The 22,579-nt window shown below is 71.3% G+C and carries 21 protein-coding genes; 10 read left to right on the top strand and 11 right to left on the bottom strand.

The genetic code is table 11. The features are described from left to right. Positions 1-75 precede the first annotated feature (75 nt). The 3 genes from U0R18_RS20535 to U0R18_RS20525 are packed head-to-tail and all read right to left on the bottom strand — an operon-like array spanning position 76 to position 2,251. Positions 76-555: a GNAT family N-acetyltransferase gene (locus U0R18_RS20535; protein ID WP_526371933.1), complete on the bottom strand. Its 480-nt coding sequence runs from the start codon at positions 553-555 to the stop codon at positions 76-78. Next, a complete protein-coding gene (locus tag U0R18_RS20530) occupies positions 552-1,646 on the bottom strand; it encodes an isochorismate synthase (protein WP_526371931.1) in 1,095 nt (364 codons plus the stop codon). The genes U0R18_RS20535 and U0R18_RS20530 overlap by 4 nt, the downstream gene beginning before the upstream one ends. Continuing rightward, entirely contained in the window at positions 1,643-2,251 is a 609-nt protein-coding gene (locus U0R18_RS20525; protein ID WP_526371929.1) for an acid phosphatase, read from the bottom strand. Before U0R18_RS20525 ends, U0R18_RS20530 begins: the two co-directional genes overlap by 4 nt. A gap of 67 nt (positions 2,252-2,318) precedes the next feature. Between U0R18_RS20525 and U0R18_RS20520 the strand changes: the two genes are divergently transcribed. Then, complete coding sequence (locus U0R18_RS20520; RefSeq protein ID WP_526371927.1) at positions 2,319-3,116, top strand: ParA family protein; 798 nt, start codon at positions 2,319-2,321, stop codon at positions 3,114-3,116. Positions 3,117-3,194: 78 nt separating this feature from the next. On the opposite strand, the gene U0R18_RS20515 is transcribed toward U0R18_RS20520, so the two are convergent. Beyond that, a complete protein-coding gene (locus U0R18_RS20515; protein WP_526371925.1) occupies positions 3,195-4,418 on the bottom strand; it encodes an Rv3212 family protein in 1,224 nt (407 codons plus the stop codon). A 2-nt stretch (positions 4,419-4,420) separates the two neighbouring features. Beyond that, positions 4,421-5,923 (bottom strand): DEAD/DEAH box helicase, encoded by a 1,503-nt coding sequence (locus U0R18_RS20510; protein WP_526371923.1) that lies wholly within the window; start codon positions 5,921-5,923, stop codon positions 4,421-4,423. A gap of 280 nt (positions 5,924-6,203) precedes the next feature. Between U0R18_RS20510 and U0R18_RS20505 the strand changes: the two genes are divergently transcribed. Continuing rightward, positions 6,204-6,902 (top strand): ferritin-like fold-containing protein, encoded by a 699-nt coding sequence (locus U0R18_RS20505; RefSeq protein ID WP_526371921.1) that lies wholly within the window; start codon positions 6,204-6,206, stop codon positions 6,900-6,902. Between the two features lie 18 nt (positions 6,903-6,920). Here U0R18_RS20505 and U0R18_RS20500 read toward each other — a convergent pair whose 3' ends face one another. After that, positions 6,921-7,703 carry an MmpS family transport accessory protein gene (locus tag U0R18_RS20500; RefSeq protein ID WP_526371919.1) on the bottom strand — a complete coding sequence of 261 codons (783 nt, stop codon included), beginning with the start codon at positions 7,701-7,703 and terminating at the stop codon, positions 6,921-6,923. 265 nt (positions 7,704-7,968) lie between these two features. Here U0R18_RS20500 and U0R18_RS20495 point away from each other — a divergent pair, with 265 nt between their 5' ends. Next, positions 7,969-8,229, top strand: a complete 261-nt coding sequence (locus U0R18_RS20495; protein WP_526371917.1) for a DUF3107 family protein — start codon at positions 7,969-7,971, stop codon at positions 8,227-8,229. Between the two features lie 24 nt (positions 8,230-8,253). Here U0R18_RS20495 and fasR read toward each other — a convergent pair whose 3' ends face one another. Then, complete coding sequence (fasR, locus tag U0R18_RS20490) at positions 8,254-8,931, bottom strand: HTH-type transcriptional activator FasR (protein ID WP_526371915.1); 678 nt, start codon at positions 8,929-8,931, stop codon at positions 8,254-8,256. A 169-nt stretch (positions 8,932-9,100) separates the two neighbouring features. Between fasR and U0R18_RS20485 the strand changes: the two genes are divergently transcribed. The 3 genes from U0R18_RS20485 to U0R18_RS20475 all read left to right on the top strand — a co-directional run bounded on the left by U0R18_RS20485 (position 9,101) and on the right by U0R18_RS20475 (position 12,319). Beyond that, entirely contained in the window at positions 9,101-10,150 is a 1,050-nt protein-coding gene (locus U0R18_RS20485) for a DUF3152 domain-containing protein (protein WP_526371913.1), read from the top strand. A gap of 85 nt (positions 10,151-10,235) precedes the next feature. Beyond that, on the top strand, positions 10,236-11,405 hold the full coding sequence (moeZ, locus tag U0R18_RS20480; RefSeq protein WP_526371911.1) for an adenylyltransferase/sulfurtransferase MoeZ: 1,170 nt from the start codon (positions 10,236-10,238) through the stop codon (positions 11,403-11,405). A 59-nt stretch (positions 11,406-11,464) separates the two neighbouring features. Continuing rightward, on the top strand, positions 11,465-12,319 hold the full coding sequence (locus U0R18_RS20475) for a TIGR02569 family protein (protein ID WP_526371909.1): 855 nt from the start codon (positions 11,465-11,467) through the stop codon (positions 12,317-12,319). Here the strand turns inward: U0R18_RS20475 and U0R18_RS20470 are convergent. Beyond that, entirely contained in the window at positions 12,314-12,610 is a 297-nt protein-coding gene (locus tag U0R18_RS20470) for an MGMT family protein (protein ID WP_526371907.1), read from the bottom strand. The two genes, U0R18_RS20475 and U0R18_RS20470, sit on opposite strands and share 6 nt — an antisense overlap. Position 12,611: 1 nt before the next feature. Continuing rightward, positions 12,612-13,400 carry an alpha/beta fold hydrolase gene (locus tag U0R18_RS20465; protein ID WP_526371905.1) on the bottom strand — a complete coding sequence of 263 codons (789 nt, stop codon included), beginning with the start codon at positions 13,398-13,400 and terminating at the stop codon, positions 12,612-12,614. Between the two features lie 7 nt (positions 13,401-13,407). Here U0R18_RS20465 and U0R18_RS20460 point away from each other — a divergent pair, with 7 nt between their 5' ends. Further along, the gene (locus U0R18_RS20460; RefSeq protein WP_526371903.1) at positions 13,408-16,515 is read left to right on the top strand and encodes an ATP-dependent helicase; all 3,108 of its coding nucleotides are present in this window, start codon (positions 13,408-13,410) and stop codon (positions 16,513-16,515) included. Next, positions 16,512-19,754 carry an ATP-dependent helicase gene (locus tag U0R18_RS20455; protein ID WP_526371901.1) on the top strand — a complete coding sequence of 1,081 codons (3,243 nt, stop codon included), beginning with the start codon at positions 16,512-16,514 and terminating at the stop codon, positions 19,752-19,754. The genes U0R18_RS20460 and U0R18_RS20455 overlap by 4 nt, the downstream gene beginning before the upstream one ends. A gap of 4 nt (positions 19,755-19,758) precedes the next feature. On the opposite strand, the gene U0R18_RS20450 is transcribed toward U0R18_RS20455, so the two are convergent. Further along, positions 19,759-20,142, bottom strand: a complete 384-nt coding sequence (locus U0R18_RS20450; protein WP_526371899.1) for a DoxX-related protein — start codon at positions 20,140-20,142, stop codon at positions 19,759-19,761. An 83-nt stretch (positions 20,143-20,225) separates the two neighbouring features. Between U0R18_RS20450 and U0R18_RS20445 the strand changes: the two genes are divergently transcribed. Further along, positions 20,226-21,311, top strand: coding sequence for a potassium channel family protein (locus U0R18_RS20445; protein ID WP_526371897.1), 1,086 nt, complete (start codon positions 20,226-20,228; stop codon positions 21,309-21,311). After that, positions 21,311-22,261: an NAD(+) diphosphatase gene (nudC, locus tag U0R18_RS20440; protein WP_526371895.1), complete on the top strand. Its 951-nt coding sequence runs from the start codon at positions 21,311-21,313 to the stop codon at positions 22,259-22,261. Before U0R18_RS20445 ends, nudC begins: the two co-directional genes overlap by 1 nt. 75 nt (positions 22,262-22,336) lie before the next feature. Here the strand turns inward: nudC and U0R18_RS20435 are convergent, their stop codons facing one another. Further along, entirely contained in the window at positions 22,337-22,579 is a 243-nt protein-coding gene (locus U0R18_RS20435; protein WP_526371893.1) for a mycoredoxin, read from the bottom strand.

The raw sequence follows: 22,579 nt of genomic DNA, 5'->3' as shown, positions 1-22,579 counted from the left end.
CCCCGTTGTTCGCGCGAGGGTGCAGCCATATGCATCTGCCTGGCCCGAATCTGCATATGGGTGCACGCTCGCCGGCTATTCGCGCGCGAGGTTCTCCAGTTCCGGTCCCGACACCCGGTAGGTGGTCCACTCCGTCTGCGGCTTACCGCCGACGGAGTCATAGAGCGCGATGGCGTTGACGTTCCAGTTCAGCACCGCCCAGCTCAGCCGGGTGTAGCCGTGCTCGACGCATTCGGCGGCCAACGTGGACAACAGCTTTCGGGCCAGACCGCGGCGCCGGAACGCCGGGCGGACATAGAGGTCCTCCAGGTAGATCCCCGCCACGCCGTCCCACGTGGAGAAGTTTCGGAACCACACCGCGGTGGCGGCGGCCGCGCCGTCGACCTCGACCATGTGCGCGTACGCGGTCGGATTGGGACCGAAGAGTGCGGCGTGCATCTGGGTTTCGGTCACGGTGCACTCGTCGGCGGCTTCCTCGAATTCGGCCAGCTCGCGGATCATCTCGACGATCGCGATCTCGTCACCCGGCTGGGCCCGGCGGATCAGTTCGCTCATGTGTCAACTCCCAACCCGGACAGGATGGTCCGGAACTTCGTGGTGGTCTCGTCCAGTTCGTCGGCGGGGTCGGATTCGGCGACGATCCCGCCGCCGCAATGTGCCAGCGCGCTGCGGCGGTCGGCGGACAACTGCGCACCGCGGATCGACACCACCCAGCGTCCGTCGCCGCGGTCGTCGCACCAGCCGACCGCTCCGGCGTAGAAGCCGCGGTCGCCCTCCACCTCGGCGATCAGTTCCGTCGCGGCGGCCGTCGGCACACCGCCCACCGCGGGCGTGGGATGCAACGCCAGCGCGAGATCGAGTGCGGTGATGGAGCTTTCGCGCAGTCGGCCGGTGATCGGGGTGCCCAGGTGCCACAGCGCGTCGGTGCGGTGCAGTTGCGGTTCGGGGGCGATCTGCAGGTCGGTACACAGCGGTTCCAGCGCGTCGCGCATCGTGGCGATCACCAACTGGTGCTCATGGCGGTTCTTCCCGGAGGCGACCAGCGCGGCGCCGTTGGCGGCGTCGACGTCGGGGTCGGCCGAGCGGGGCGCCGAACCGGCGAACGGCGCACACCGGACGCGATCGCCGTCGCGGTCGACCAGCAGTTCCGGGCTGGCGCCCAGCAGGACAGCGCCGGCGTACTCCGGGCCGGCCGGGCTCAGGTCGGCCAGGTACACATACGCCGACGGATCGGCGGTGGCCAGTCGGTGCAGCACCGACGTTGGGCTCCAAGGGGTTTCGGCCGTCAACTCCAGCGCGCGGGCCAACACCACCTTCTGCAGGCCGGTGTCGGGGTCACGCAACCGGGCGATCGCCGCGGCCACCCGCTCGCGGTGCACACCGGCCTCCGGCAGCATCCGCCCGATCCGGGCATGAGGTACCTCGCCGGCCCAGTCCGGCAGGTCCGCTACCCGGCGCGCGGACCGGGGTGCATGCAGGGCGGCCGGATGCGACAGGTCAAAAGGCAAGGCGCCCAAGATAATCCGTGCCGAACCGGTGCGCAGCGCGGCCGCCGCGGCGGCAACGTCGCGGTACCCGGCGACAATCCCGTCGCCGAACACCGCACCGGTCGGACCACCCAGCACGAACGACGGTTCGGCACTCACCCCGTCACCGGTTCGCGGTGCGCGGTCAGTCCGAGCGACCTCAGCTGCCGCAGGCCGTATTCGAAGCCGCAGACCGACACCGACGCCGGCCCGAACCCGTAGCGGGCGCCCTCGTGCAGCGGCTGTTCGACCCAGCGGGTGACCATCGACCGGGAGAAGTGCCCGTGCCCCACGAACACGACGTCACGGTTGACCATCTGATCCAGCGCCAGATCGATGGCCTGATCGGCGCGTGCGCTGACCTGGTCCACCGACTCACCGCCCGGACAGCCGTTGGTCCACAGCAGCCAGCCCGGGCGCTCGGTCCGGATCTGGTGGGTGGTCAGGCCCTCGTAGTCGCCGTAGTTCCATTCGGCCAGCAGTGGCGTGATCTCGGTGACCGTCAGACCGGCCAGCTCGGCGGTGCGCAGGGCGCGGCGACGTGGGCTGCTGAACACGATCGGATCGGCCAGACCCAGATGTCGCAGGGTCAACGCGGCCAGGCGGGCCTGCTCCTCGCCGGCGTCGGTCAGATCGAGATCGGTGGTGCTGGTGTGCTGCCCGGACCGCGACCATTCGGTCTCGCCGTGGCGAAGCAACACCAACCGATGCTCACCGACACTCACGCCGCCCAATTCTGCCGCACCCGACGTGGGCCGAGCCGCGCGGTCCCGGCCGTGTCAGGATGGTGACGTGGGGACACACGTACTTGCAGTGGCGAATCAAAAGGGTGGGGTCGCCAAGACGACCACGGTGGCTTCGCTGGGCGCGGCCATGACCGAACTCGGCAAGCGGGTTCTGCTGGTGGATCTCGATGCGCAAGGCTGCCTGACGTTTTCGCTGGGGCAGGATCCGGACAAGTTGCCGGTCTCGGTGCACGAGGTGCTGCTCGGCGACGTCGAACCGAATGCCGCGCTGGTCGAGACGACCGAGGGCATGACGCTGCTGCCCGCCAATATCGACCTGGCCGGCGCCGAGGCGATGTTGCTCATGCGGGCGGGGCGCGAGTACGCGCTCAAGCGCGCACTGGCCAAGGTTGCCGACGATTTCGATGTGGTCATCATCGACTGCCCGCCGTCGCTGGGTGTCCTGACGCTCAACGGCCTGACCGCCGCCGCCGAGGTCATCGTGCCGCTGCAGTGCGAGACGCTGGCGCATCGCGGAGTGGGGCAGTTCCTGCGGACCGTCACCGACGTGCAGCAGATCACCAACCCCGACCTGACCCTGCTCGGCGCGCTGCCCACGCTGTACGACGCGCGCACCACCCACAGCCGCGACGTGCTGTTCGACGTGGTGGACCGCTACCAGTTGCCGGTGCTGGCCCCGCCGATCCCGCGGACCGTGCGCTTCGCCGAGGCCACCGCATCGGGCTCGTCGGTGCTGACCGGCCGCAAGAACAAGGGCGCGATGGCCTACCGCGAGCTGGCCGAGGGGCTGCTGAAGCACTGGAAGTCGGGCAAGTCGCTGCCGACGTACACCCCGGAGCTCTGAGCGCCGCTCGGCCGGATCAGCCCCGCTGAGTCGACGCAGGTGCTGCGAGGGACGAGCAGGGCCGGAGGAGCGAGGCGATCAGCCCAGCGCGACGACGGTGTCGCCGCGCTGTTCGAGCACCGTCTTGCCCGCCACCGCGGGGACCACCGGTCCCGGGGTGACCGGCCGGTCCACGGCGATCATCCGCTCGAAGGTGCCGGCCGAGGCCTCGTACACGGCCAGCCCCCCGACCACGGGGAGCAGCAGCTGGTTGGCCATCATGGTCGCCGGGCCCAGCAGGGTGAGCTGCCCGCCCGGAATGATGTAGCGGAACGCCAGTTCCGTGGCGTTGAACACCACCAGGTCGTGGCCCGTCCACCAGGTGATCAGGCCGCCGGCGGGGGAGACGGCCGCGTTCTGCAGGGCCGCCAGGTCGGGCGGTGCGGGCAGCTCGGTGCTGGACACCTCGTTGCCGGTCTCGTCGTAGATCACCACGCGCGGCCGGGGGCCGGGCAGGTAGATCGCGGCCGAGGTGTCCGACACCGCCAGCACCCGGGCCCCGGAATCGGCTGCGGTGCCGGGCAGCGGGATGTCACGGACCTCGGGTTCGTCGTCCTGATCGGACGGCTTCAACAGGGTCAGCTTCAGGTCGGCCTGATCGCGGCAGGACTGCATCACCGCGACGGTGGCCGGGCTGGCCGCCGCCGAGCGCAGCGCGCACCCCTGGCCGATGCCCTTCTGCGGCGGCTTCACGCGGGCGTCGACCTCGCCGAAGCCGATCACCCGGACCATGTCGGAGCGCCACGTCTCGAGGCGGGTGTCACCGGCGGCCAGCACCTCGGTGCCGTTGGAGCTCAGGGTGACGTGGTTGTCGGCGTAGCCGCTGCGGGTGTAGCCGCGGCGACCGGTGTTGGCGTCGATGGTGCTGACCTGGCCGCAGCCCCGCCCGTCCGGGTACACCGCGACGGCGTGGCTGTATATCCAAGTGACACCGCATAATTCGCGATCACGGGCGAAGGTCCAGATGGCCTCGCCGCTGACCGGATTGTGGCCCGTGACGGTGCGCCCCGCGCCGGTCACCACCGAGCCGCCCGCGACCACGGGCACCGTGGTGTACGGGCTCGGCGCCGTCCACAGCTGCCGCAGGGCAGCCGGGACCGACTTGGCGGCCGTCAACGCCTTGGCCGGGACGGCTGCCGGGCGACTCTCCGTGGCGCGGGCGTCGCTGGTCCACCAGATGACGGCGGCGGTGATCGCGACCACCAGCGCGATGGCACCCGCGGCGAGGACGTCGCCCCGAGTGCGGCGTTCGGGTCGGATCACCCTCAGCCGGCGGTGGTCGGCGTGCCCGTTGCGTCCGGAGTGGCCTTGCGCGGACGGCGGCGCCGGCGTCGGCCGGAATGACCAGCTGAACCGGATTCGTTTGCCGGAGAACCGGATTCGGGAGCCGTGGTGTCGGTGCCACCCTCGACGTGACCGGTCCCGGCCTTGCCGCCCCGGGTGCGCTGGCGCGAGCGGTTGCTACGCGGCCGGTCCTCGCGCGGTGCGCGGGGTTCCCGCTTGGCCGGCGACGACTTCTTCGCCCTGGTGGCCGAACCGATGGAACCCTTTGCGTCCGTGGGGATTCCGAGCTCTTCGAAGAGGTGCGGCGAGCTGGAGTACGTCTCGGCCGGATCGGGGCACTCGAGACCCAGGGCCTTGTCGATCATCGTCCAGCGGCTCAGTTCGTCCCAGTCGACCAGGGTGACCGCGATACCGGTCTTGCCGGCGCGGCCGGTGCGGCCGATGCGGTGCACGTAGGCCTGCTCGTCGTCGGGGATCTGGTAGTTGATGACGTGCGTGATGTCGTCGATGTCGATGCCGCGGGCGGCCACGTCGGTGGCCACCAGCACGTCGACGTCACCGTTGCGGAACGCCTTGAGCGCCTTCTCGCGGGCCACCTGGCCCAGGTCGCCGTGCACCGCGCCGACCTTGAAGCCGCGCTCGGCCAGCTCGTCGGCCACCTTCTGGGCGGTGCGCTTGGTGCGGGTGAAGATCATGGTGGCGCCGCGGCCGTCGGCCTGCAGGATCCGGCTGACCATCTCCACCTTGTCCAGCGCGTGCGCGCGGTAGACGAACTGCTCGGTGGTGTCGTGGGTCTGCGAGGACTGCGCCGACTCCGCCCGGATGTGGGTCGGCTGGTTCATGAAGGTGCGGGCCAGCGTGATGATCGGGTCCGGCATGGTCGCCGAGAACAGCATCGACTGGCGGGTGTCCGGGGTCAGGCGCAGGATCCGCTCGATGTCGGGCAGGAAGCCCAGGTCCAGCATCTCGTCGGCCTCGTCGAGCACCAGCACGCTCAGGCCGCCGAGCTGCAGATGACCCTGCTGGGCCAGGTCGAGCAGGCGGCCCGGGGTGCCGACGACGACGTCGGCGCCGGCGCGCAGGGCCTCGATCTGCGGCTCGTAGGGCCGGCCGCCGTAGATGGAGACGACCGACAGCGGGCGACCGTCGGCCGAGAGGTTCTTGGCGGCACCGGTCAGATCCTCGAAGACCTGGATGCACAGCTCCCGGGTGGGCACCACGATCAGGGCGCGCGGCGCGCCGGTCAGCGGCCGCTCGGTGTCGACGGTGATGCGGTTGAGCAGGGGAACGCCGAAGGCGAAGGTCTTGCCCATGCCGGTGCGGGCCTGGCCGATCAGATCGTCGCCGGCCATCGCCAGCGGCAGGGTCAGTTCCTGGATCGCGAAGGCGTGTTCGATGCCGCGGTCGGCCAGTGCCCGGACGATCTCGTCGCGGACGCCGAGCTCGGCGAAGGTGTGTTTGGGATGGGAATCCAGATGTGTCATTGCTGCGCGTACAGCCTTTCGGTCAGTGCGAGATGTTCCCGGTGCCGTTGCCGGCTCTCCCGGTCTCGTATCGCGTTCGTCCACGCGCGCACGAGTTCGGGGAAACAGTCTCTGACCTGCGGTCGAAACTCTGTGGCCCGGCTCCTCCCGGCGTAGTGGCCGAGGTGGCGGGCCCATGTCGTGCACGCACATTTCTAGGTGGCCGAATCGCCACCTCCGACCATGATAACGGTTCGGGCCTGCAGGACCGCTATCGTCGGCGCGCTCTACAGTGGGATCCATGACTCTGCCGACGGATACGCCCACGAGTCAGGCGCAACCGGAACCCCCGCGCATCCCCTCGGATCACCCCGGCATCACGGAGCTGTTCGCGCTGCTGGCCTACGGCGAGGTCGCGGCCTTCTACCGGCTGACCGACGAGGCGCGGATGGCACCGGACCTCAACGGCTGGATCAACATGGCCAGCATGGCCGCCGCGGAGATGGCGCACTACGAGGTGCTGCGCGACGCGCTGGCCGCCCGCGGCGTCGACGTGGTGCCGGCGATGGGGCAGTACGTCGCGGCGCTGGAGAACTACCACCGGCTGACGATGCCGAGCACCTGGCTCGAGGCCATGGTCAAGACGTACATCGGCGACGCGCTGGCGGCCGATTTCTACCGCGAGATCGCCGATGCGCTGCCGCAGGACGCGGCCGACGTGGTGCGCGCCGTGCTGTCGGAGACGGGTCACTCGCAGTTCGTCGTCGGCGAGGTGCGCGCGGCGGTCAGTGCCAGTGCGGTCGAGCGCAGCCGGCTGGCGTTGTGGTCGCGCCGGCTGTTGGGCGAGGCCATCACGCAGGCGCAGTACGTGCTGGCCCAGCGCGACGAACTCGTCGACCTGGTGGTGGCCGGCAACGACGGTCTGGGCCGCATGGCGGAGTTCTTCGACCGGTTGCAGCGCACGCACGGCGAGCGGATGGTCGAACTCGGCCTGGCCTGATTCCGGCGAACTACTGCGCTACGGGGTGCAGCTGGTGATGGCCGCGTTGTTCGTCCGAGCCGCCAGGGTGGCGCCCGTCGCGTCGGTGACCGAGCAGTTCAGCTGGCCGGTCAGGCTGGTGGCCGTGACCGACTTGGTGACCACGCCCGGGTTGAGCACGATGGTCCGGCTCCACGGCAGTGCCACGTTGACGTCGGTGCGGGGAAAGCCCTGCTCATCGGTGTAGATAATGCTGACCAGGTCGAACAGCTGACGTGTGCCGGTGACCGTGTAGGTGATGGTCTGCGTGGGCGGGATGGCCGACGGCGGTTCCGGTTCGGCCGGAGCGGCCGCGGGCGGGGCTTGCTGGGCCGACGGCGTGGTGGTGACGGTGACGACCGTTTCGGGCGGTAGTGCGGCCGTCGGCGTCGGCGCACTGGGCGGGACGGTGGCGATCACGGTCCGCGGCGTGGTGGACACGGCGTCCTGTTCCGGGGCGGTGGACGGCGCGGGGGTGACGGATCGGGTCGCGGTGTCGCCGCTGTGGGAGGCGGCGGCGATGGCCACCAGGGCGACCGCCAGCACGATCCCGGCGATGCCGGCGATCCAGCGCCACCGGGTGTCCCGATAGGCGCCGTAGTCGTCGTATTCGTCGTAGTCCTCGTCCCCGTAGTCGTCCCCGTAGTCATGGCCGGGGTAGTCGTGAACGCGGCCGAAGTTCTCGGTCGTCGGCTCGAACGGGTCGTGCGGGTAGGCCGGCGGGTCGTCGGCGAAGCGGCTCGCGCCGCCGCGGCCGGGGCCGCTCCAGTACGGCTTGTTCATGGGGTTATCACCGTCGCTCAGTCACATTCGTCACTTGCGTAACTTCTTTCACGCAATGGTATCGACGCGTCCGGGATCGTGCCGCGCCGTGCGGGGTGTGTCGGCACACCGCAACCGGATCGTTGCGGCTGGTGCCGGCGCTGGTCGGGGCCCCTTCGCTGACCGCGAACGGCCTCGCGAGTGCACCGGCGCCCGGGTCCACTAACCTGCATCTAGAACACGCTCCCGGCGCATCGGGGCGGTCGACAGGCGAAAGGGTTGCAGCGTGGAGGTCAAGATCGGTGTCACGGACAGCCCGCGTGAACTCGTGTTCAACAGCGCGCAGACACCCGATGAGCTGGAGAAGCTGGTGACCGCCGCGCTGGGCAAGGGATCCGAGCTGCTGGCCCTGACCGACGAGAAGGGCCGCCGCTTCCTGGTGCAGGCCTCCCGCGTCGCCTATATCGAGCTCGGCCCGGCCGACAGCCGCCGCGTGGGCTTCGGGATCGGCGAAGGCCCCGTCACGCCGCCCATCACCGAGGACTGACCCGAGGGGTCGGACCTGGTTGGGTCAGCCGCGGATCTTCGGAACGTGTGACAACCCGCCCCAGATGAACTGGACGGTGCCCTCGACGGCCTCGTCCTTGCCGAGTGGGCGGTCATTGTCCAGCCAGTAGCGGGCCGAGTCCACGCTGATGCTGACCAGGCCGACGGCGATCATCCGCGCGCGATGCGGATCCAGCGCGGAATCGTGGCTGATCAGGTCGAACACCGCGTCGGTGCACGCCTCGGTGGCCACCTTGACCTGGGCGGACACCGACGGCTCGGTGACGTAGTCGTTCTCGAAGATCAGCCGGTAGCCCTGACCGTCGTGCTCGATGAAGTCGAAGAACGCGGCCACCGCCGCGCGGACCCGCTGCCGGTTGTCGGTGGTGGTCCGCAGGGCCTGCCGCACGCCGGACACCAGATTGTCGACGTGCTGCGCCAGCACCGCCAGGTACAGCTCCAATTTGCTCGAAAAGTGTTGGTACAGAACAGGTTTACTGACGCCGGCCCGATCGGCGATCTCATCCATGCTGGCCGCGTGATAACCGCGGTCGACGAACACCTGGCTGGCCGAGCCCAGGAGCTGGCCGCGCCGCTCGTCCCGAGGCAGCCGGTTGCCGCGTTTGCTGGGGCCGGAAGTCGCCCGGTCGCCGGTGACCGGCTTGCCGGTGCGTCGCGCGGAGCCGTGGGCCAATTCGCTCATCAAAACCTTCTGTTCACAATTACCGCCGATTCTGTCGAAAAGTTCGCCGCGAATCGGTCGGCATGACACTACTACCATCCATCGTCCACCCCTTGCAGGCACAGAGCAGGACTTTCCCGGTCGGGCGTGCCAACAGGGTGCAGGCCAGCCGTTGTGCCATCCTTGGGCGGTGACCTACGACCCCGGCCGTCGCGGGAGCACTCGCGCGCCGGTGCTGCGCAGCGAGTGGAACGAGCCGCTGCGCGCTCAGCGGGACCCGCTCGCCGAGGACGCCGGCCGGGTCCGGGCCAACCGCGACGAGCACCGGCACCTGCCGAGACAGAGCTGGCTGGGCCGGTTCGTGGCCACCTACGGCTGGCGCGCCTACGCCCTGCCCGTCCTGGCCGTCGTGACCGGGCTGGTCCTCTATCAAACGGTCACCGGCACCCGCGTGGAGACCACCGCAGACCCGATCGACACCGTGCAGGCACCACCCACCATCGGATCGCAGGGCACCGAGATCATCGGTGCGCCGCCGCGCGGGCTCACCAAGTTCGACGTCAACCTGCCCACCGGAATCCTCCCCGAGGGCGGTCCCTTCACCGAAGCCGGTAACAAGGCGTGGCGCACCGTCCCGGGCACCGATCCGCAGGTCGGCCAGGGCACGGCGAAGGTGTTCCACTACACCGTCGAGATCGAGGACGGGGTGGACACCGCCGGCTACGGCGGCGACGACGGCTTCGCGCGGATGGTCACCCAGACGTTGAGCAATCCCAAGAGCTGGACGCACAACCCGCAGTTCGCGTTCGTCCGGGTCGACGACAGCTCCGAGACCCCGCCCGATTTCCGGGTGTCGCTGACCTCGCCGATGACCGTGCGGGAGGGCTGCGGGTACGAGATCGAACTCGAGGCGTCCTGCTACAACCCGGCGTACTTCAACGCGTCCAGCAATGAGCCCGAGCAGCGGGTGTTCCTCAACGAGGCGCGCTGGGTGCGTGGCGCGGTGCCGTTCCAGGGGGACATCGGCTCCTACCGGCAGTATCTGATCAACCACGAGGTCGGCCACGCGATCGGCTACCAGCACCACGAACCGTGCGACCAGAACGGCGCGCTGGCGCCGATCATGATGCAGCAGACCTTCTCGACGGCCAACAATGACGCCGCGAAGTTCGATCCCGACTGGGTCAAGCCCGACGGCAAGGTGTGCCGGTTCAACCCCTGGCCATATCCGATCGCGTGATTCGCCGGTTGCCGATTTCTGCGTGAGGGTCGTCGATCGTGGTGGGCAACGACCCTCATGCAGAAGTGGGCGGCAAAATGGTGGGATGTCGTCCTTGCCGCCGCTGGTTGCCCCGGCCGCCGAGCTGACCCCCACCGAGGTAGCCCGCTACAGCCGGCATCTGACGCTGCCCCAACTCGGCATGCTCGGGCAGCGTCGCCTGAAGAACGCCCGGGTGCTGGTGATCGGCGCCGGCGGACTCGGCTCACCGGCCCTGCTGTACCTGGCCGCCGCGGGCGTCGGGACCATCGGCATCGTCGAGTTCGACGTGGTCGACGAGTCCAACCTGCAGCGCCAGATCATCCACGGCCAGTCCGACGTCGGGCGGTCCAAGGCGCACAGCGCGCGCGAGGCGATGCTCGAGGTGAACCCGCTGATCGACGTCCGGCTGCACGAGTTCCGGCTCGAGCCCGACAACGCCGTCGCCCTGTTCGCCGACTATGACCTGATCCTCGACGGCACCGACAACTTCGCCACCCGCTACCTCGTCAATGATGCCGCCGCGCTGGCCGGCAAGCCGTACGTGTGGGGATCGATCTACCGGTTCGCCGGCCAGGTGTCGGTGTTCTGGGAGGACGCCCCCGAGGGCCGGGGGATCAACTATCGCGACCTGTATCCCGACCCTCCGCCGCCCGGGCTGGTGCCGTCGTGCGCCGAGGGCGGCGTGCTGGGAATCCTGTGCGGGACCGTCGCCTCGGTGATGGGGACCGAGGCGATCAAGCTGATCGGCGGGATCGGCGAGCCGCTGCTGGGCCGGCTCCTCATCTACGACGCGTTGGCGATGACCTTCCGGACCGTGCGGATCCGCAAGGATCCCGCGGCGCCGAAGGTCACCGCGCTGACGGACTATCAGGCGTTCTGCGGACTGGCCGCCGCCGATGACCTCGATGACGGCGCCGCGGTGAGCCCGGAAGAGCTGCGCGAGCTGCTGGACTCCGACCCGCGCGTCGTCCTGGTCGACGTCCGCGAGCCCGTCGAGTGGGACATCAACCACATCGACGGCGCCGTGCTGATTCCCCGGTCCAGCATCGACTCCGGTGACGGGCTCGCGCGGCTGCCGGCCGACCGGATCCCGGTGCTCTACTGCAAGACCGGCGTGCGCTCGGCGGAGATCCTGCCCGTCGTGCACAGGGCCGGCCACCCCGAAGCGCGGCATCTGCGCGGCGGTATCAGCGCGTGGGCCGAGGCGTTCGCACCCGACATGGTCATGTACTGACCCGCGACACAGCTGGTCAGCGGCCCGGAACTGGAACGTCGCGGCGTTAGGGTGACGGGGTGACGCTCGAATCCCCGCCCGATCTGGTGCTCGTCGCGTTCGGACTCCGTGGGACACAACCGACTCCGCTCGGCGCGGGCTGGGAGGGCGGCTGGCGCTGCGGCGAAGTGGTGTTGTCGATGGTGGCCGACCATGCCCGGGCCGCCTGGTCGGCCAAGGTGCGCGAGACGTTGTTCATCGACGGCATCCGGCTGGCACGGCCCGTGCGGTCCACCGACGGACGGTTCGTGGTGGCGGGCTGGCGGGCCGACACGTTCGTCGCGGGCACCCCGGAACCGCGCCACGACGAGGTCGTGTCGGTGGCGGTCCGGCTGCACGAGGCCACCTCCGCGCTCGAGCGGCCCCGGTTCCTGACCCAGGCGCCCGTGCCGCCATGGACCGAGGTCGACGTCTTCACCGCCGCGGACCGCGCCGCGTGGGAGGACCGGCCGCTGCATTCACTGCCGCCCGGAGCGCCGTGGTCGCCGGCCTCGGCCGACGGGGAACGCTCGGTGGATCTGCTCGAACAGCTTGCGACACTGCGTAAACCGATCAAGAGCGCCAGTCAGCTGGTGCACGGCGACCTGTACGGCACGGTGTTGTTCGCCGGCTCGGCCGCGCCGGGGATCACCGACATGGCCCCCTACTGGCGGCCGGCGTCGTGGGCGGCCGGTGTGGTCGTCGTCGACGCCCTGTCCTGGGGTGAGGCCGACGACGGGCTGATCGACCGGTGGGACGCGCTGCCGGAATGGCCGCAGATGTTGTTGCGCGCCTTGATGTTCCGTCTCGCGGTCCATGCCCTGCATCCGCGGGCCACCGCGTCGGCGTTCCCCGGGCTGGCCCGCACGGCCGCGCTGGTGCGCCTGGCGCTATAGCGGAAAGCGGCACTGCCGCAACGGGATCCGGCCGTCATCGGCCAGCACTCCTTCGGCACGCAATCGTTCCAGTTGCCGGGTGGCCAGGTGCGGCGCCGGGCGTCCGGATGCCGGGACCACGCGATGCCACGGCAGGTCCGACGAGTCCGTCCGCATGATCCAGCCGACGATGCGGGGGCTGGAAAGCTCTGCCGCCGAGGCGATGTCGCCGTAGGTGGCGACCCGGCCCGCCGGGATCGACGCCACCAGCTCCCGCACCCGCTCCACCTGGTCGTCGGTGACCGGTGCCATTTCAGGAAAGTCGCTCGCGGATCAGCTGCGCGGTCTCGGCGGGGCGGGCCAGTGGCACCATGTGATGGCAGTCCATCTCGATCAGCCGGAAATCCGGCCGGTCCTGCAACGCCTCGACCAATCGGGGGGTGACGTACGGCGGCGACGTCTTGGCTGCGCGCACGACGGTGACGGGAATATCCTTGGGCGGCAACGTGATATCGCGGGCCAGCTCGCTCCAGTAGGCCATCATGGCCGGGATGCTGATTCGCCAGCCGACCCGGCCGCCGGGCAGCGTCACCAGGTGCTCGGCGAACTCGGTGTCCAGCTGCGCATCGTCGACGTCGGCCCAGGAGCCCGACGTCTTCTCGGAGCGGGCCTCGGCGGCGTCGGTGTAGTCCGGGGAGGCGAACATGGCGTCGGCGATCTCGGCCATCCAGCCGCCGGGCAATCCCACCGCCGGATCCAGCAGCACCAGTGCGGACACCAGATCGGGCCGCTCGGCGGCCAGCCGCAGGGCCACCGCGCAGCCGAACGAATGCGCCACCAGCACAACCGGTTCGGTGAGCAGGCCGGCCAGGGCGACGGCGTTGGCGTCGATGGACCATGGCGCCGACCAGGTCGATCGGCCATGCCCGATCAGATCCGGTGCGGCCACCGCGACCCCGGGCAGATGCTGCTCGGCCAGCTGCTGCCAGCGCTGGCCGTGCCCGGTCAGCCCGTGCAGGGCCAGCACCCGCGGCGCGCCCGCCGGGCCGTACCGGTGCACGTGCAGCGCTCGGTCCGACTTGTCGGTGGCCTGTGCTGTCATGCTCCACATGGTCCCCTCCGACACCTCCAGCGCGCAGACCGGGTGCGTGCTCGACCCCGGGCTGCGCGGCACCGTGCGGCTGCTCGGCGGGCCGGGGACCGGCAAGACCCAGCTGCTGCTGGACGCTGCGGCGGCCCGGATCGGGGCCGGGGCCGACCCGGAATCGGTCCTGCTGCTGACGGGCTCGGGCCGGCTCGGCGCGCAGGCCCGGGGCGCGCTGACGGCCACGCTGCTGGCCGGGCACCGGGCGATCCGGGGCCCGCTGGTGCGGTCCGTGCACGCCTACGCGTTCGCGGTGCTGCGGCTGGCCGCACAACGCGCCGGGGATCCGCCGCCGCGCCTGATCACCGGCGCCGAGCAGGACAACGTCATCCGCGAACTGCTCGCCGGCGACCTCGAGGACGGTGCCCGCGGCTGGCCGGCCGCGCTGCGGGCGGCGCTGAGCACCGACGGATTCGCCAACGAACTGCGGGACCTGATGTCGCGGTGCGCCGAGCGCGGGATCGACCCCGTGCAGCTGCAGCGCATCGGCCGGTTGCACGGCCGGCCGGAATGGGTCGCGGCCGGCCGGTTCGCCCAGCAGTACGAGCAGGTGATGCTGCTGCGGGCGGCGGTCGGGATGGCCGCACCGCAGGCCACCGTGCCGGCACTGGGCGCCGCCGATCTGGTCGGGGCCGCGCTGGACGCCCTGGCCGTCGACCGCGGGCTGCTGGCGGCCGAACACGCCCGGATCGGGCTGCTGCTCGTCGACGACGTCCAGAACCTGGACCCGCAGGCCGCGCTGCTGGTCCAGGTGCTCGCCCGCGGCGCCGGGGCCACGGTCCTGGCCGGCGATCCGAACCAGGCGGTGTTCGGGTTCCGCGGCGCCGATGCCGGCGCGCTGCTCGGCGGCCACGGGCCGGCCGTGCACCTGGACGTCAGCCACCGGTGCGCCCCGGCGGTGGCGCGGGCGGTGACCGGGATGGCCGCGCTGCTGCCCGGGCACTCCCCAGTTCGGTCGATCACCGGCTGTGAGGGGGACGGCGGCGACGTGCACGCGGTGCTGGTGGCCTCCGAGCACGCCGAGGCGGCCGTCGTCGCCGACACCCTGCGGCGGGCGCATCTCGTCGACGGGGTGCCGTGGTCGCAGATGGCCGTCATCGTGCGCTCGGTGCCGCGGGCCGGGGCGGGCCTGCCGCGGGCGCTGGCGGCCGCCGGGGTTCCGGTCGCGCCGCCGGCAATGGCCGCACCGCTGCCCGACAACGCCGTCGTCCGGGCCCTGCTGCAGGTGCTGGCGGCCACTGCGGACGGTCCCACCGCCCAATGCGCCGAGGAACTGCTGACCGGTCCCCTCGGGCGGGTTGATCCGGTCACCCTGCGTCAGCTGCGCCGAGCGCTGCGCCGGCTCGAGCCGGACCGGAACTTCGGTGAGTCGCTGCTGGCGGTGCTGCGCCGCGGGGTGCCCGAATCCCTGGCCCCCGCGCACCGCAAACCACTACGGCGGGTCCGCGCGGTGCTGCGCGCCGCGCAGCGGGCGGCCGACGACCCGCGGCTTGCCCTGTGGGAGGCGTGGCGGCGCAGCGGTCTGCCGCAGCGCCTGGTCACTTCCTCGGAGCATGGGGGGCAGTCCGGCCTGCGGGCCGCCCAGACCCTCGACGCCGTCACCGCGCTGTTCGACGCCGCCGAACAATTCATCACCGCCAACCCCGGCGCGGGGATCGCCGCGCTGCTCGATCACATCGCCGGGTTGCGCCTGCCGGTGCGCGCGGCCGAACCGGTGCACACCCCCGATGCCGTGCCGCTGCTGAGCCCGCACCAGGCCATCGGGCGCGAATGGGACACCGTCGTGATCGCCGGACTGCAGGAAGGATTGTGGCCCAACGCGATTCCACGGGGCGGCGTTCTGGGCACGGCGCGATTGCTCGATGTCCTCGACGACGTTCCCGACGACGCCAGCGTCCGGGCCCCGGTGCTGGCCGACGAACGCCGGCTGCTGATCGCCGCGATGGGCCGGGCCCGCCGCCGGCTGGTGGTCACCGCGGTCGACGCCGGGGATGGGGATGCGGCCGACCTCATCCTGCCGTCGCCGTTCTTCCACGACATCGCCGCGCATACCACCGGTGCGGCCACCCCGGCGCCGGTGCCGGTCGCCGCGCCGACCGTGCTGTCCGTACCGGCCGTCGTCGGCCGGTTGCGTGCCGTGGTCTGCGCACCGCAGGGCAGTGTCAGCGATGAGGACCGGTCCTGTGCCGCACTGCAATTGGCTCGGCTGGCCGATGCCGGGGTGCGTGGGGCCGACCCGTCGGAGTGGCAATCGGCCACCGCGATCAGCACCGCCGAACCGCTGTGGAGCGGGCCCGACCACACCGTCGCCATCTCACCGTCGACCCTGCAGAACCTGCAGGACTGCCCGCTGCGCTGGCTGCTCGAACGCCACGGCGGGCGCACCGCCGGCGACGAACGCTCGACGGCGGGGTCGCTCATCCATGCCCTGATCGCCCAGCGCGGTGCCGGCTACGAGCAGCTGGTCGCACAGCTCGACGCCGTCTGGCCGCAGCTGCCGTTCGGCGCGGAATGGTTCGCCCGCAACGAGTTGGACCGCCACCGCGCCATGCTGGCCACCTTCCTGACCTGGCGGGAGGACACCCGCGGTGCGCTGACCGAGGCCGGCACCGAGGTCGCCGTCGAGGGGATCCTGCCCGCCGACGGGGCCGGGGGACCGGCGGTGCGGGTGACGGGCCGCATCGACCGGCTCGAGCGTGACGCCGAGGGCCGGCTGGTGGTCGTCGACGTCAAGACCGGCAAGAGCCCGGTCACCAAGGACGACGCGCAACGGCACGCCCAGCTGGGCCTGTATCAGCTGGCCATCGCCCACGACCTGACCGGCGAAGAAGCGGTGCCCGGCGGCGGGCGCCTGGTCTACCTGGGGAAGCCGGCGCTGGCGAAGAGCGGGGCCACCGAACGCGAACAGGACCCGCTGACCGTCGACACGGCCGAGGAACGCCTCGATCAGGTCCGCCGGGCCGCGGCCGCCACCGCCGGACCGGATTTCACCGCCCGGGTCAACGACGGCTGCTCGCACTGCCCGGTTCGGCGATCCTGCCCCGCCCAGCACCCGACCACGGAGACCTCATGACGCGATACAGCCCGATCGAACTGGCCGATGCGCTCGGTGTGCACCGGCCCACCGACGAGCAGGCGGCGGTCATCGCCGCACCGCCCGGCCCGCTGGTCGTCATCGCCGGCGCGGGCGCCGGCAAGACCGAGACCATGGCCGCGCGGGTGGTGTGGCTGGTGGCCAACGGCCACGCCCACCCCGGGCAGGTACTGGGGTTGACGTTCACCCGCAAGGCCGCTGGGCAGCTGCTGCGCCGGGTGCGGTCCCGGCTGGCCCGGCTGGCCGGCACCGGCCTGCTCGCAGCCGGGGGCGCCGTCGACGAAACGCCGACCGTCAGCACGTATCACGCGTTCGCGGGCACTCTGCTGCGCGAGCACGGCCTGCTGCTGCCCGTCGAGCCGGACACCCGGCTGCTGAGCCCAACCGAGTTGTGGCAGTTGGCATTCGAGGTGGTCTGCGGGTATCCGGGCGAGCTGGAGACGAGCCGGTCCCCAGCGGCGGTCACCGATCTGGTGCTGCGGCTGTCGGGGCAGCTCGCCGAGCACCTGGTCACCACCACGCAGCTGCGCGACACCCACGGTGAACTCGAGCGTCTGGTGCACACGCTGCCACCGGGAGCCAATCAGCGCGACCGCGGCCCGAACCAGTATCTGCTGAAGCTGCTGGCGATCCAGACCGAGCGAGCCGAACTGGTCCCGTTGGTCGACGCGCTGCACGCCCGGCTGCAGGCCGAGAAGGCGATGGACTTCGGGATGCAGATGTCCACGGCAGCCCAACTGGCCCAACGCTTTCCACAGGTCGGTGCCGCGCTGCGGGAGCGCTACCGGGTGGTCCTGCTCGACGAGTACCAGGACACCGGCCACGCGCAGCGCATCGCGTTGTCGGCGTTGTTCGGCGGGGGAGCCGACGACGGGTTGGCACTGACCGCGGTGGGCGATCCGATCCAATCCATCTACGGCTGGCGGGGTGCCTCGGCCACCAACCTGCCGCGGTTCCAGACCGACTTCCCGCTCGCCGACGGCAGCCCGGCTCCCACGCTGGAATTGCGGACCAGCTGGCGCAATCCGCCGAGCACGCTGCACGTGGCCAACGAGCTGTCCGCCGGTGCCCGGCGCCGGTCGGTGGCCGTCGGGTCCCTGCGTCCACGGCCCGGCGCCGATCCCGGAACCGTCCGCTGCGCGCTGCTGTCCGACGTTGTGGCCGAACGTGATTGGGTCGCCGGCCAACTGGCCGGGCGGTACCGCGCGCTGGCCGGCGAGCAGGGCGGCCCGCCGACGGCGGCGGTGCTGGTGCGGCGCAACGCCGATGCCGCACCCATGGCGGAGGCGCTGCGCGCGCACGGCCTGCCGGTCGAGGTCGTCGGCCTGGCGGGCCTGCTGGGTGTCGACGAGGTCGCCGACGTGGTGGCAATGCTGCGGATGGTGGCCGAACCCACCGCGGGCCCCGCCGCCGTGCGGGTGCTCACCGGAGCACGCTGGCGGCTGGGCGCGCGCGACCTCGCCGCGCTGTGGCGCCGCGCCCGCACCCTGGCCGACGGTTCGGCCGCGGCGGCGGGCACCGTTGCGGAGGTGGTGGCGGCCGCCGCGCCCGATGCCGATCACCCCTGCTTGGCCGACGCGGTATGCGATCCCGGTCCGGCGCAGGCCTATTCGGCGACCGGGCTGGCCCGCATCCGGGCCCTGGCCGACGAGCTGACCGCGCTGCGCGGCCATCTGGACCATCCGGTGGCCGACGTGGTCGCCGAGGTCCGCCGGTCGATGGGGGTGGACCTGGAGGTGCGGGCCGCCGGGCGCGGCACCGAGCAGCTCGACGCGTTCGCCGACATCGTCGACGCGTGGGCTGCCGGGGCGCCGAGGAGCCGGGACGTCACCGCGCTGCTGGGCTACCTGGAGGCCGCCGAGTCGGTGGAGGACGGGCTGCCCCCTGCCGATGTGACTGCCGACGTCGGTGCCGCCGACCACCGCGTGCAGGTGCTCACCGTGCACGCCGCCAAGGGACTGGAATGGCAGATCGTGGCGGTGCCTCATCTGTCGGGCCGGGTGTTCCCGTCCACCGCGACGGCGCGCACCTGGCTGTCCGACGCCGGCGAGCTGCCTCCGCTGCTGCGCGGCGACCGGGCCGGCGATCAGGGCGGCGGCCGGCACGGCGTGCCGGTGCTCGACCTGTCGGCCGTCACCGACCGAAAGCAGTTGTCGGACAGCATCACCGGGCATCGTGATCAGCTGGCCCGGCGGCGCCTCGATGAGGAACGCCGCCTGCTGTACGTCGCCGTCACCCGGGCCGAGGACACGCTGTTGCTGTCCGGGCACCACTGGGGTGCCACCGGCCTCACGCCGCGCGGGCCGTCGGAATTCCTGCTCGAGGTCCGCGACATCATCGACGGTGCCGAGGCCGCGGGCGAGATCGACCAGTGGGCACCCGATCCGGCCAATGGTGAGCTGAACCCGTTGCGGAACAACATCATCGAAGCGCAATGGCCGCAACGCCCGGCCAGCACGGCGCAGGCAAGCGGCGCGGCGATGGTGGCCGCGGCCCGGGCCGCGCTGGCCGGTGGGCTCGACCCCACGCCGGGCGGCGATCGGCACGGCTGGGCCGCCGACGTCGACGCGCTGCTGGCCGAGCGGGCCGCCGCCGCGGTGCCGCCCGCGGCCGCATTGCCCGTTCAGCTGTCGGTCAGCGGCCTGGTGGACCTGGGCCGCGACCGCGCTGCGGCGGTGCGCCGGATGCACCGGCGGCTACCGGCCCGGCCCGATGTGGAAGCGTTGCTGGGCACGGCCTTTCACGACTGGGTGCAGCGGTTCTACGGCTCCGAGCGGCTGTTCGACCTCGACGATCTGCCCGGCGCGGTGGACGGTGAGCTGCGCCGGACGCAGACCGAGCGGCTGGCCGAACTGCAGGATGCGTTCGCGGTGTCGCCGTGGGCGGCGCGCACCCCCGTCGACGTCGAGGTGCCGTTCGAGATGACGCTCGGTGGGCATGTCGTCCGAGGCCGCATCGACGCGGTGTTCGCCGACCCGGACGGCGGATTCACGGTGGTGGACTGGAAGACCGGCGCCGAGCCCGCCGATGCCGAGTCACGGCGACAGGCAGCGGTCCAACTGGGCGTCTACCGGCTGGCATGGGCGGCACTGCAGGGCTGCGGGGTCGAGCAGGTGCGCACGGCATTCCACTACGTGCGCTCGGGCAGGACGGTGGCGCCCGACGAGCTCTCGAGCGCCGAACAGCTGACCGCCCTGCTCGCCGAGTCCGCGGCGTGAGCGGTCAGGACGCGCGGCGCACCCGGTTGGCCAGCACGATCATCGGGATCTGCAGCGGCAGACGGGCGATCGCGGCCAGCCGCATCGGCCACGGCTTGCCCCACCACAACCGCACCATGTTCACGTTGGCCGGGAACACCGCCAGGAACAGGGCCATGGCGACGGTGGCGCCCAGGCGCCGGGTCTGTGGCACGGCCAGCAGCGCCGCGGTGCCGAGTTCGGCCACGCCCGAGGCATGCGTGTAGAACCGTGCGCTACCGGGTAGTTCGGCCGGGACGATGGTGTCGAACGGTTTCGGAGCGGCGAAGTGCAGGATGCCCACCGTGGTGAGCATTCCGGCCATGCCCAGGGCCAGCTTTTGCGCGTCGGCGGGTGAAGGGTGGCTCATGGGCGTGCTCGTCTCGGCTTCATGGTTACATGATGGCGTGCGCCGGTCAGACGTGAGCGAGGAACGCCGTTCGGAGGTCCGGGGTGGCTGAGTCCCGGCTGCTGCGGAACCGAATGCGGGTCCTCGACCAGGAGCTGACGGCCAAGCCCGATGCCGCGCTGGTCGACTACCTGCGGATCCCCGAGAAGTTCGTCAGCCCGACCAACCGGATCCTCCGCCGCGTCCTCTACGCCCTGCTGGCCCTGTTCGCCGCCGTGTTGATCGTCTACCTCGACCGCGACGGCTACCGCGATGTGCAGGAAAACCAGATGTCGTTCCTGGACTGCCTGTACTACGCCACGGTGTCGCTGTCGACCACCGGCTACGGCGACATCACCCCGCTCAGCCCGTCGGCGCGCCTGGTCAACGTCCTGGTGATCACGCCGCTGCGGGTGGCCTTCCTGATCGTCCTCATCGGCACCACCGTCGAGACGCTCACCGCCGCCTCGCGCCAGGCCCTCAAGATTCAGCGATGGAGGAACTCCGTGCGCAACCACACCGTCGTCATCGGCTACGGCACCAAGGGCAAGACGGCCGTCGCCGCCATGGTCGGTGACGGGGTGCCGCCGGGCGAGATCGTCGTCGTCGACACCGACCAGGCGTCCCTGGACACGGCCAGCGCCGCCGGCCTGGTGACCGTTCGCGGCGACGCCAACCGGTCGGATGTGCTGCGGCTGGCCGGCGCGCAGCGCGCCGAGACCATCATCGTGGCCACCAACAGTGACCCCACCGCGGTCATGGTGACGCTGTCCGCGCGCGAACTGGCCCCGGACGCCAAGATCATCGCCTCGGTGCGCGAGGCCGAGAACGCGCATCTGTTGCAGCAGTCCGGTGCCGATTCGGTGGTGGTGTCCTCGGAGACGGCGGGCCGGCTGCTCGGCATCGCCAAGAAGGCGCCCGCGGTCGTGGAGCTGATGGAGGACATGCTGACCCCCGACGCGGGGCTGGCGATCGCCGAGAAGGAGGTCGACCTCAAACAGGTCGGCGGTTCGCCGCGGCACCTGCCGATGACGGTGCTCGGCGTCATCCGCGACGGGGACCTGCTGCGCATCGACGACCCGAAGGTCGACGCCATGGAGCCCGGGGACCGGCTGCTCTACATCCGCAGCGCCGACGACGAGGACGAGTGATGGCGGAGTCGTCCGCGGGCTCCGGCTTCCAGCTGCGCAACGTCCCGTTGCTGTCCCGGGTCGGCGCCGACCGGTCCGATCACCTGCGCACCGACATCGACGCGGCGATCGCCGGCTGGGCCGACGCCGCGGTGCTGCGCGTCGACCCGCGCGGGCAGGTGCTGATCGCCGACGGCCAGGTGGTCTTCAACACCACCGCCGACCTCGGTGAGCGGCCACCGGCCAACGCCGTGTTCCTGGGTACCGTCGCCGGCGGCCGGCACGTCTGGGCCGTCCGCGCGCCGCTGCTCTCACCGGACGCGACCGACTCCCAGGTGCTCGACCTGCGCCGGGGCGGAACGGATTTCGACGATCTGAGCGCCACCCTGGTGGCCACCGCAACGGCCCTGCTGAACTGGCACGACAACGCGCGGTTCAGCGCGGTCAACGGCGCGCCCACCAAGGCGGTCAAGGCCGGCTGGTCGCGCGTCGACCCGGTCAGCGGGCACGAGGAGTTCCCCCGCATCGACCCGGCCGTCATCTGCCTGGTGCACGACGGCGCCGACCGGGTGGCGCTGGCCCGCCAGGCGGTCTGGCCGCCGCGGATGTTCTCGCTACTGGCCGGTTTCGTGGAGGCCGGCGAGTCCTTCGAGACCTGCGTCGCACGCGAGATCGCCGAGGAGATCGGGCTTTCCGTGCGCGACGTGCGCTACCTGGGCAGCCAGCCGTGGCCGTTCCCGCGTTCGCTGATGGTCGGCTTCCACGCGCTGGCCGACCCGGATCAGGAGTTCTCGTTCAACGACGGCGAGATCGTGGAGGCACGCTGGTTCACCCGCGACCAGGTGCGCGCCGCGCTGGCGGCGGGGGATTGGACCAACGCGGAGACGTCCGATTCCGAACTGCTGCTTCCGGGTTCGGTGTCCATTGCCCGGGAGATCATCGAATCCTGGGTCGACCCGGACCCCGAATAACCCCTCCGCGAGCGGCCGTGTCTGTACACCGACACGCCGGTGCGGCTGTACAAATGCGGACGCTCGGCGGGCAAATCAGCCCAACGAAGCCAGCTTGGCCTGCACCTCTTTGACGTTCGGGTTGGTCAGCGTCGACCCGTCGGCGAACTTCAGCGTCGGCACGGTCTGGTTGCCGCCGTTGACCGAGGCGACGAATTTCGCGGCCGCCGGATCCTCCTCGATGTCGACCGTGGTGTATTCGACACCCTGGGCCTTGAACGCGGTCTCGAGGCGGCGGCAATAGCCGCACCAGGTCGTGCTGTACATGGTCACCGTCAT

Source organism: Mycobacterium sp. (assembly GCF_046330795.1).
Lineage (GTDB): Bacteria > Actinomycetota > Actinomycetes > Mycobacteriales > Mycobacteriaceae > Mycobacterium.
The sequence above is the reverse complement of the archived record's forward strand: the minus strand, read 5'-3'. Positions and strand labels throughout refer to the sequence as shown.

What these genes read in the sequence shown, in the direction of transcription:
- nudC (WP_526371895.1), top strand. Translation starts at nt 21,311, where the DNA reads ATGGCGGAGTCGTCCGCGGGCTCCGGCTTCCAGCTGCGCAACGTCCCG.
- moeZ (WP_526371911.1), top strand. Translation starts at nt 10,236, where the DNA reads ATGTCGTCCTTGCCGCCGCTGGTTGCCCCGGCCGCCGAGCTGACCCCC.
- U0R18_RS20455 (WP_526371901.1), top strand. Translation starts at nt 16,512, where the DNA reads ATGACGCGATACAGCCCGATCGAACTGGCCGATGCGCTCGGTGTGCAC.
- U0R18_RS20460 (WP_526371903.1), top strand. Translation starts at nt 13,408, where the DNA reads ATGGTCCCCTCCGACACCTCCAGCGCGCAGACCGGGTGCGTGCTCGAC.
- U0R18_RS20470 (WP_526371907.1), bottom strand. Translation starts at nt 12,610, where the DNA reads ATGGCACCGGTCACCGACGACCAGGTGGAGCGGGTGCGGGAGCTGGTG.
- U0R18_RS20505 (WP_526371921.1), top strand. Translation starts at nt 6,204, where the DNA reads ATGACTCTGCCGACGGATACGCCCACGAGTCAGGCGCAACCGGAACCC.
- U0R18_RS20450 (WP_526371899.1), bottom strand. Translation starts at nt 20,142, where the DNA reads ATGAGCCACCCTTCACCCGCCGACGCGCAAAAGCTGGCCCTGGGCATG.
- U0R18_RS20500 (WP_526371919.1), bottom strand. Translation starts at nt 7,703, where the DNA reads ATGAACAAGCCGTACTGGAGCGGCCCCGGCCGCGGCGGCGCGAGCCGC.
- U0R18_RS20510 (WP_526371923.1), bottom strand. Translation starts at nt 5,923, where the DNA reads ATGACACATCTGGATTCCCATCCCAAACACACCTTCGCCGAGCTCGGC.
- fasR (WP_526371915.1), bottom strand. Translation starts at nt 8,931, where the DNA reads ATGAGCGAATTGGCCCACGGCTCCGCGCGACGCACCGGCAAGCCGGTC.
- U0R18_RS20535 (WP_526371933.1), bottom strand. Translation starts at nt 555, where the DNA reads ATGAGCGAACTGATCCGCCGGGCCCAGCCGGGTGACGAGATCGCGATC.
- U0R18_RS20465 (WP_526371905.1), bottom strand. Translation starts at nt 13,400, where the DNA reads ATGACAGCACAGGCCACCGACAAGTCGGACCGAGCGCTGCACGTGCAC.
- U0R18_RS20435 (WP_526371893.1), bottom strand. Translation starts at nt 22,579, where the DNA reads ATGACGGTGACCATGTACAGCACGACCTGGTGCGGCTATTGCCGCCGC.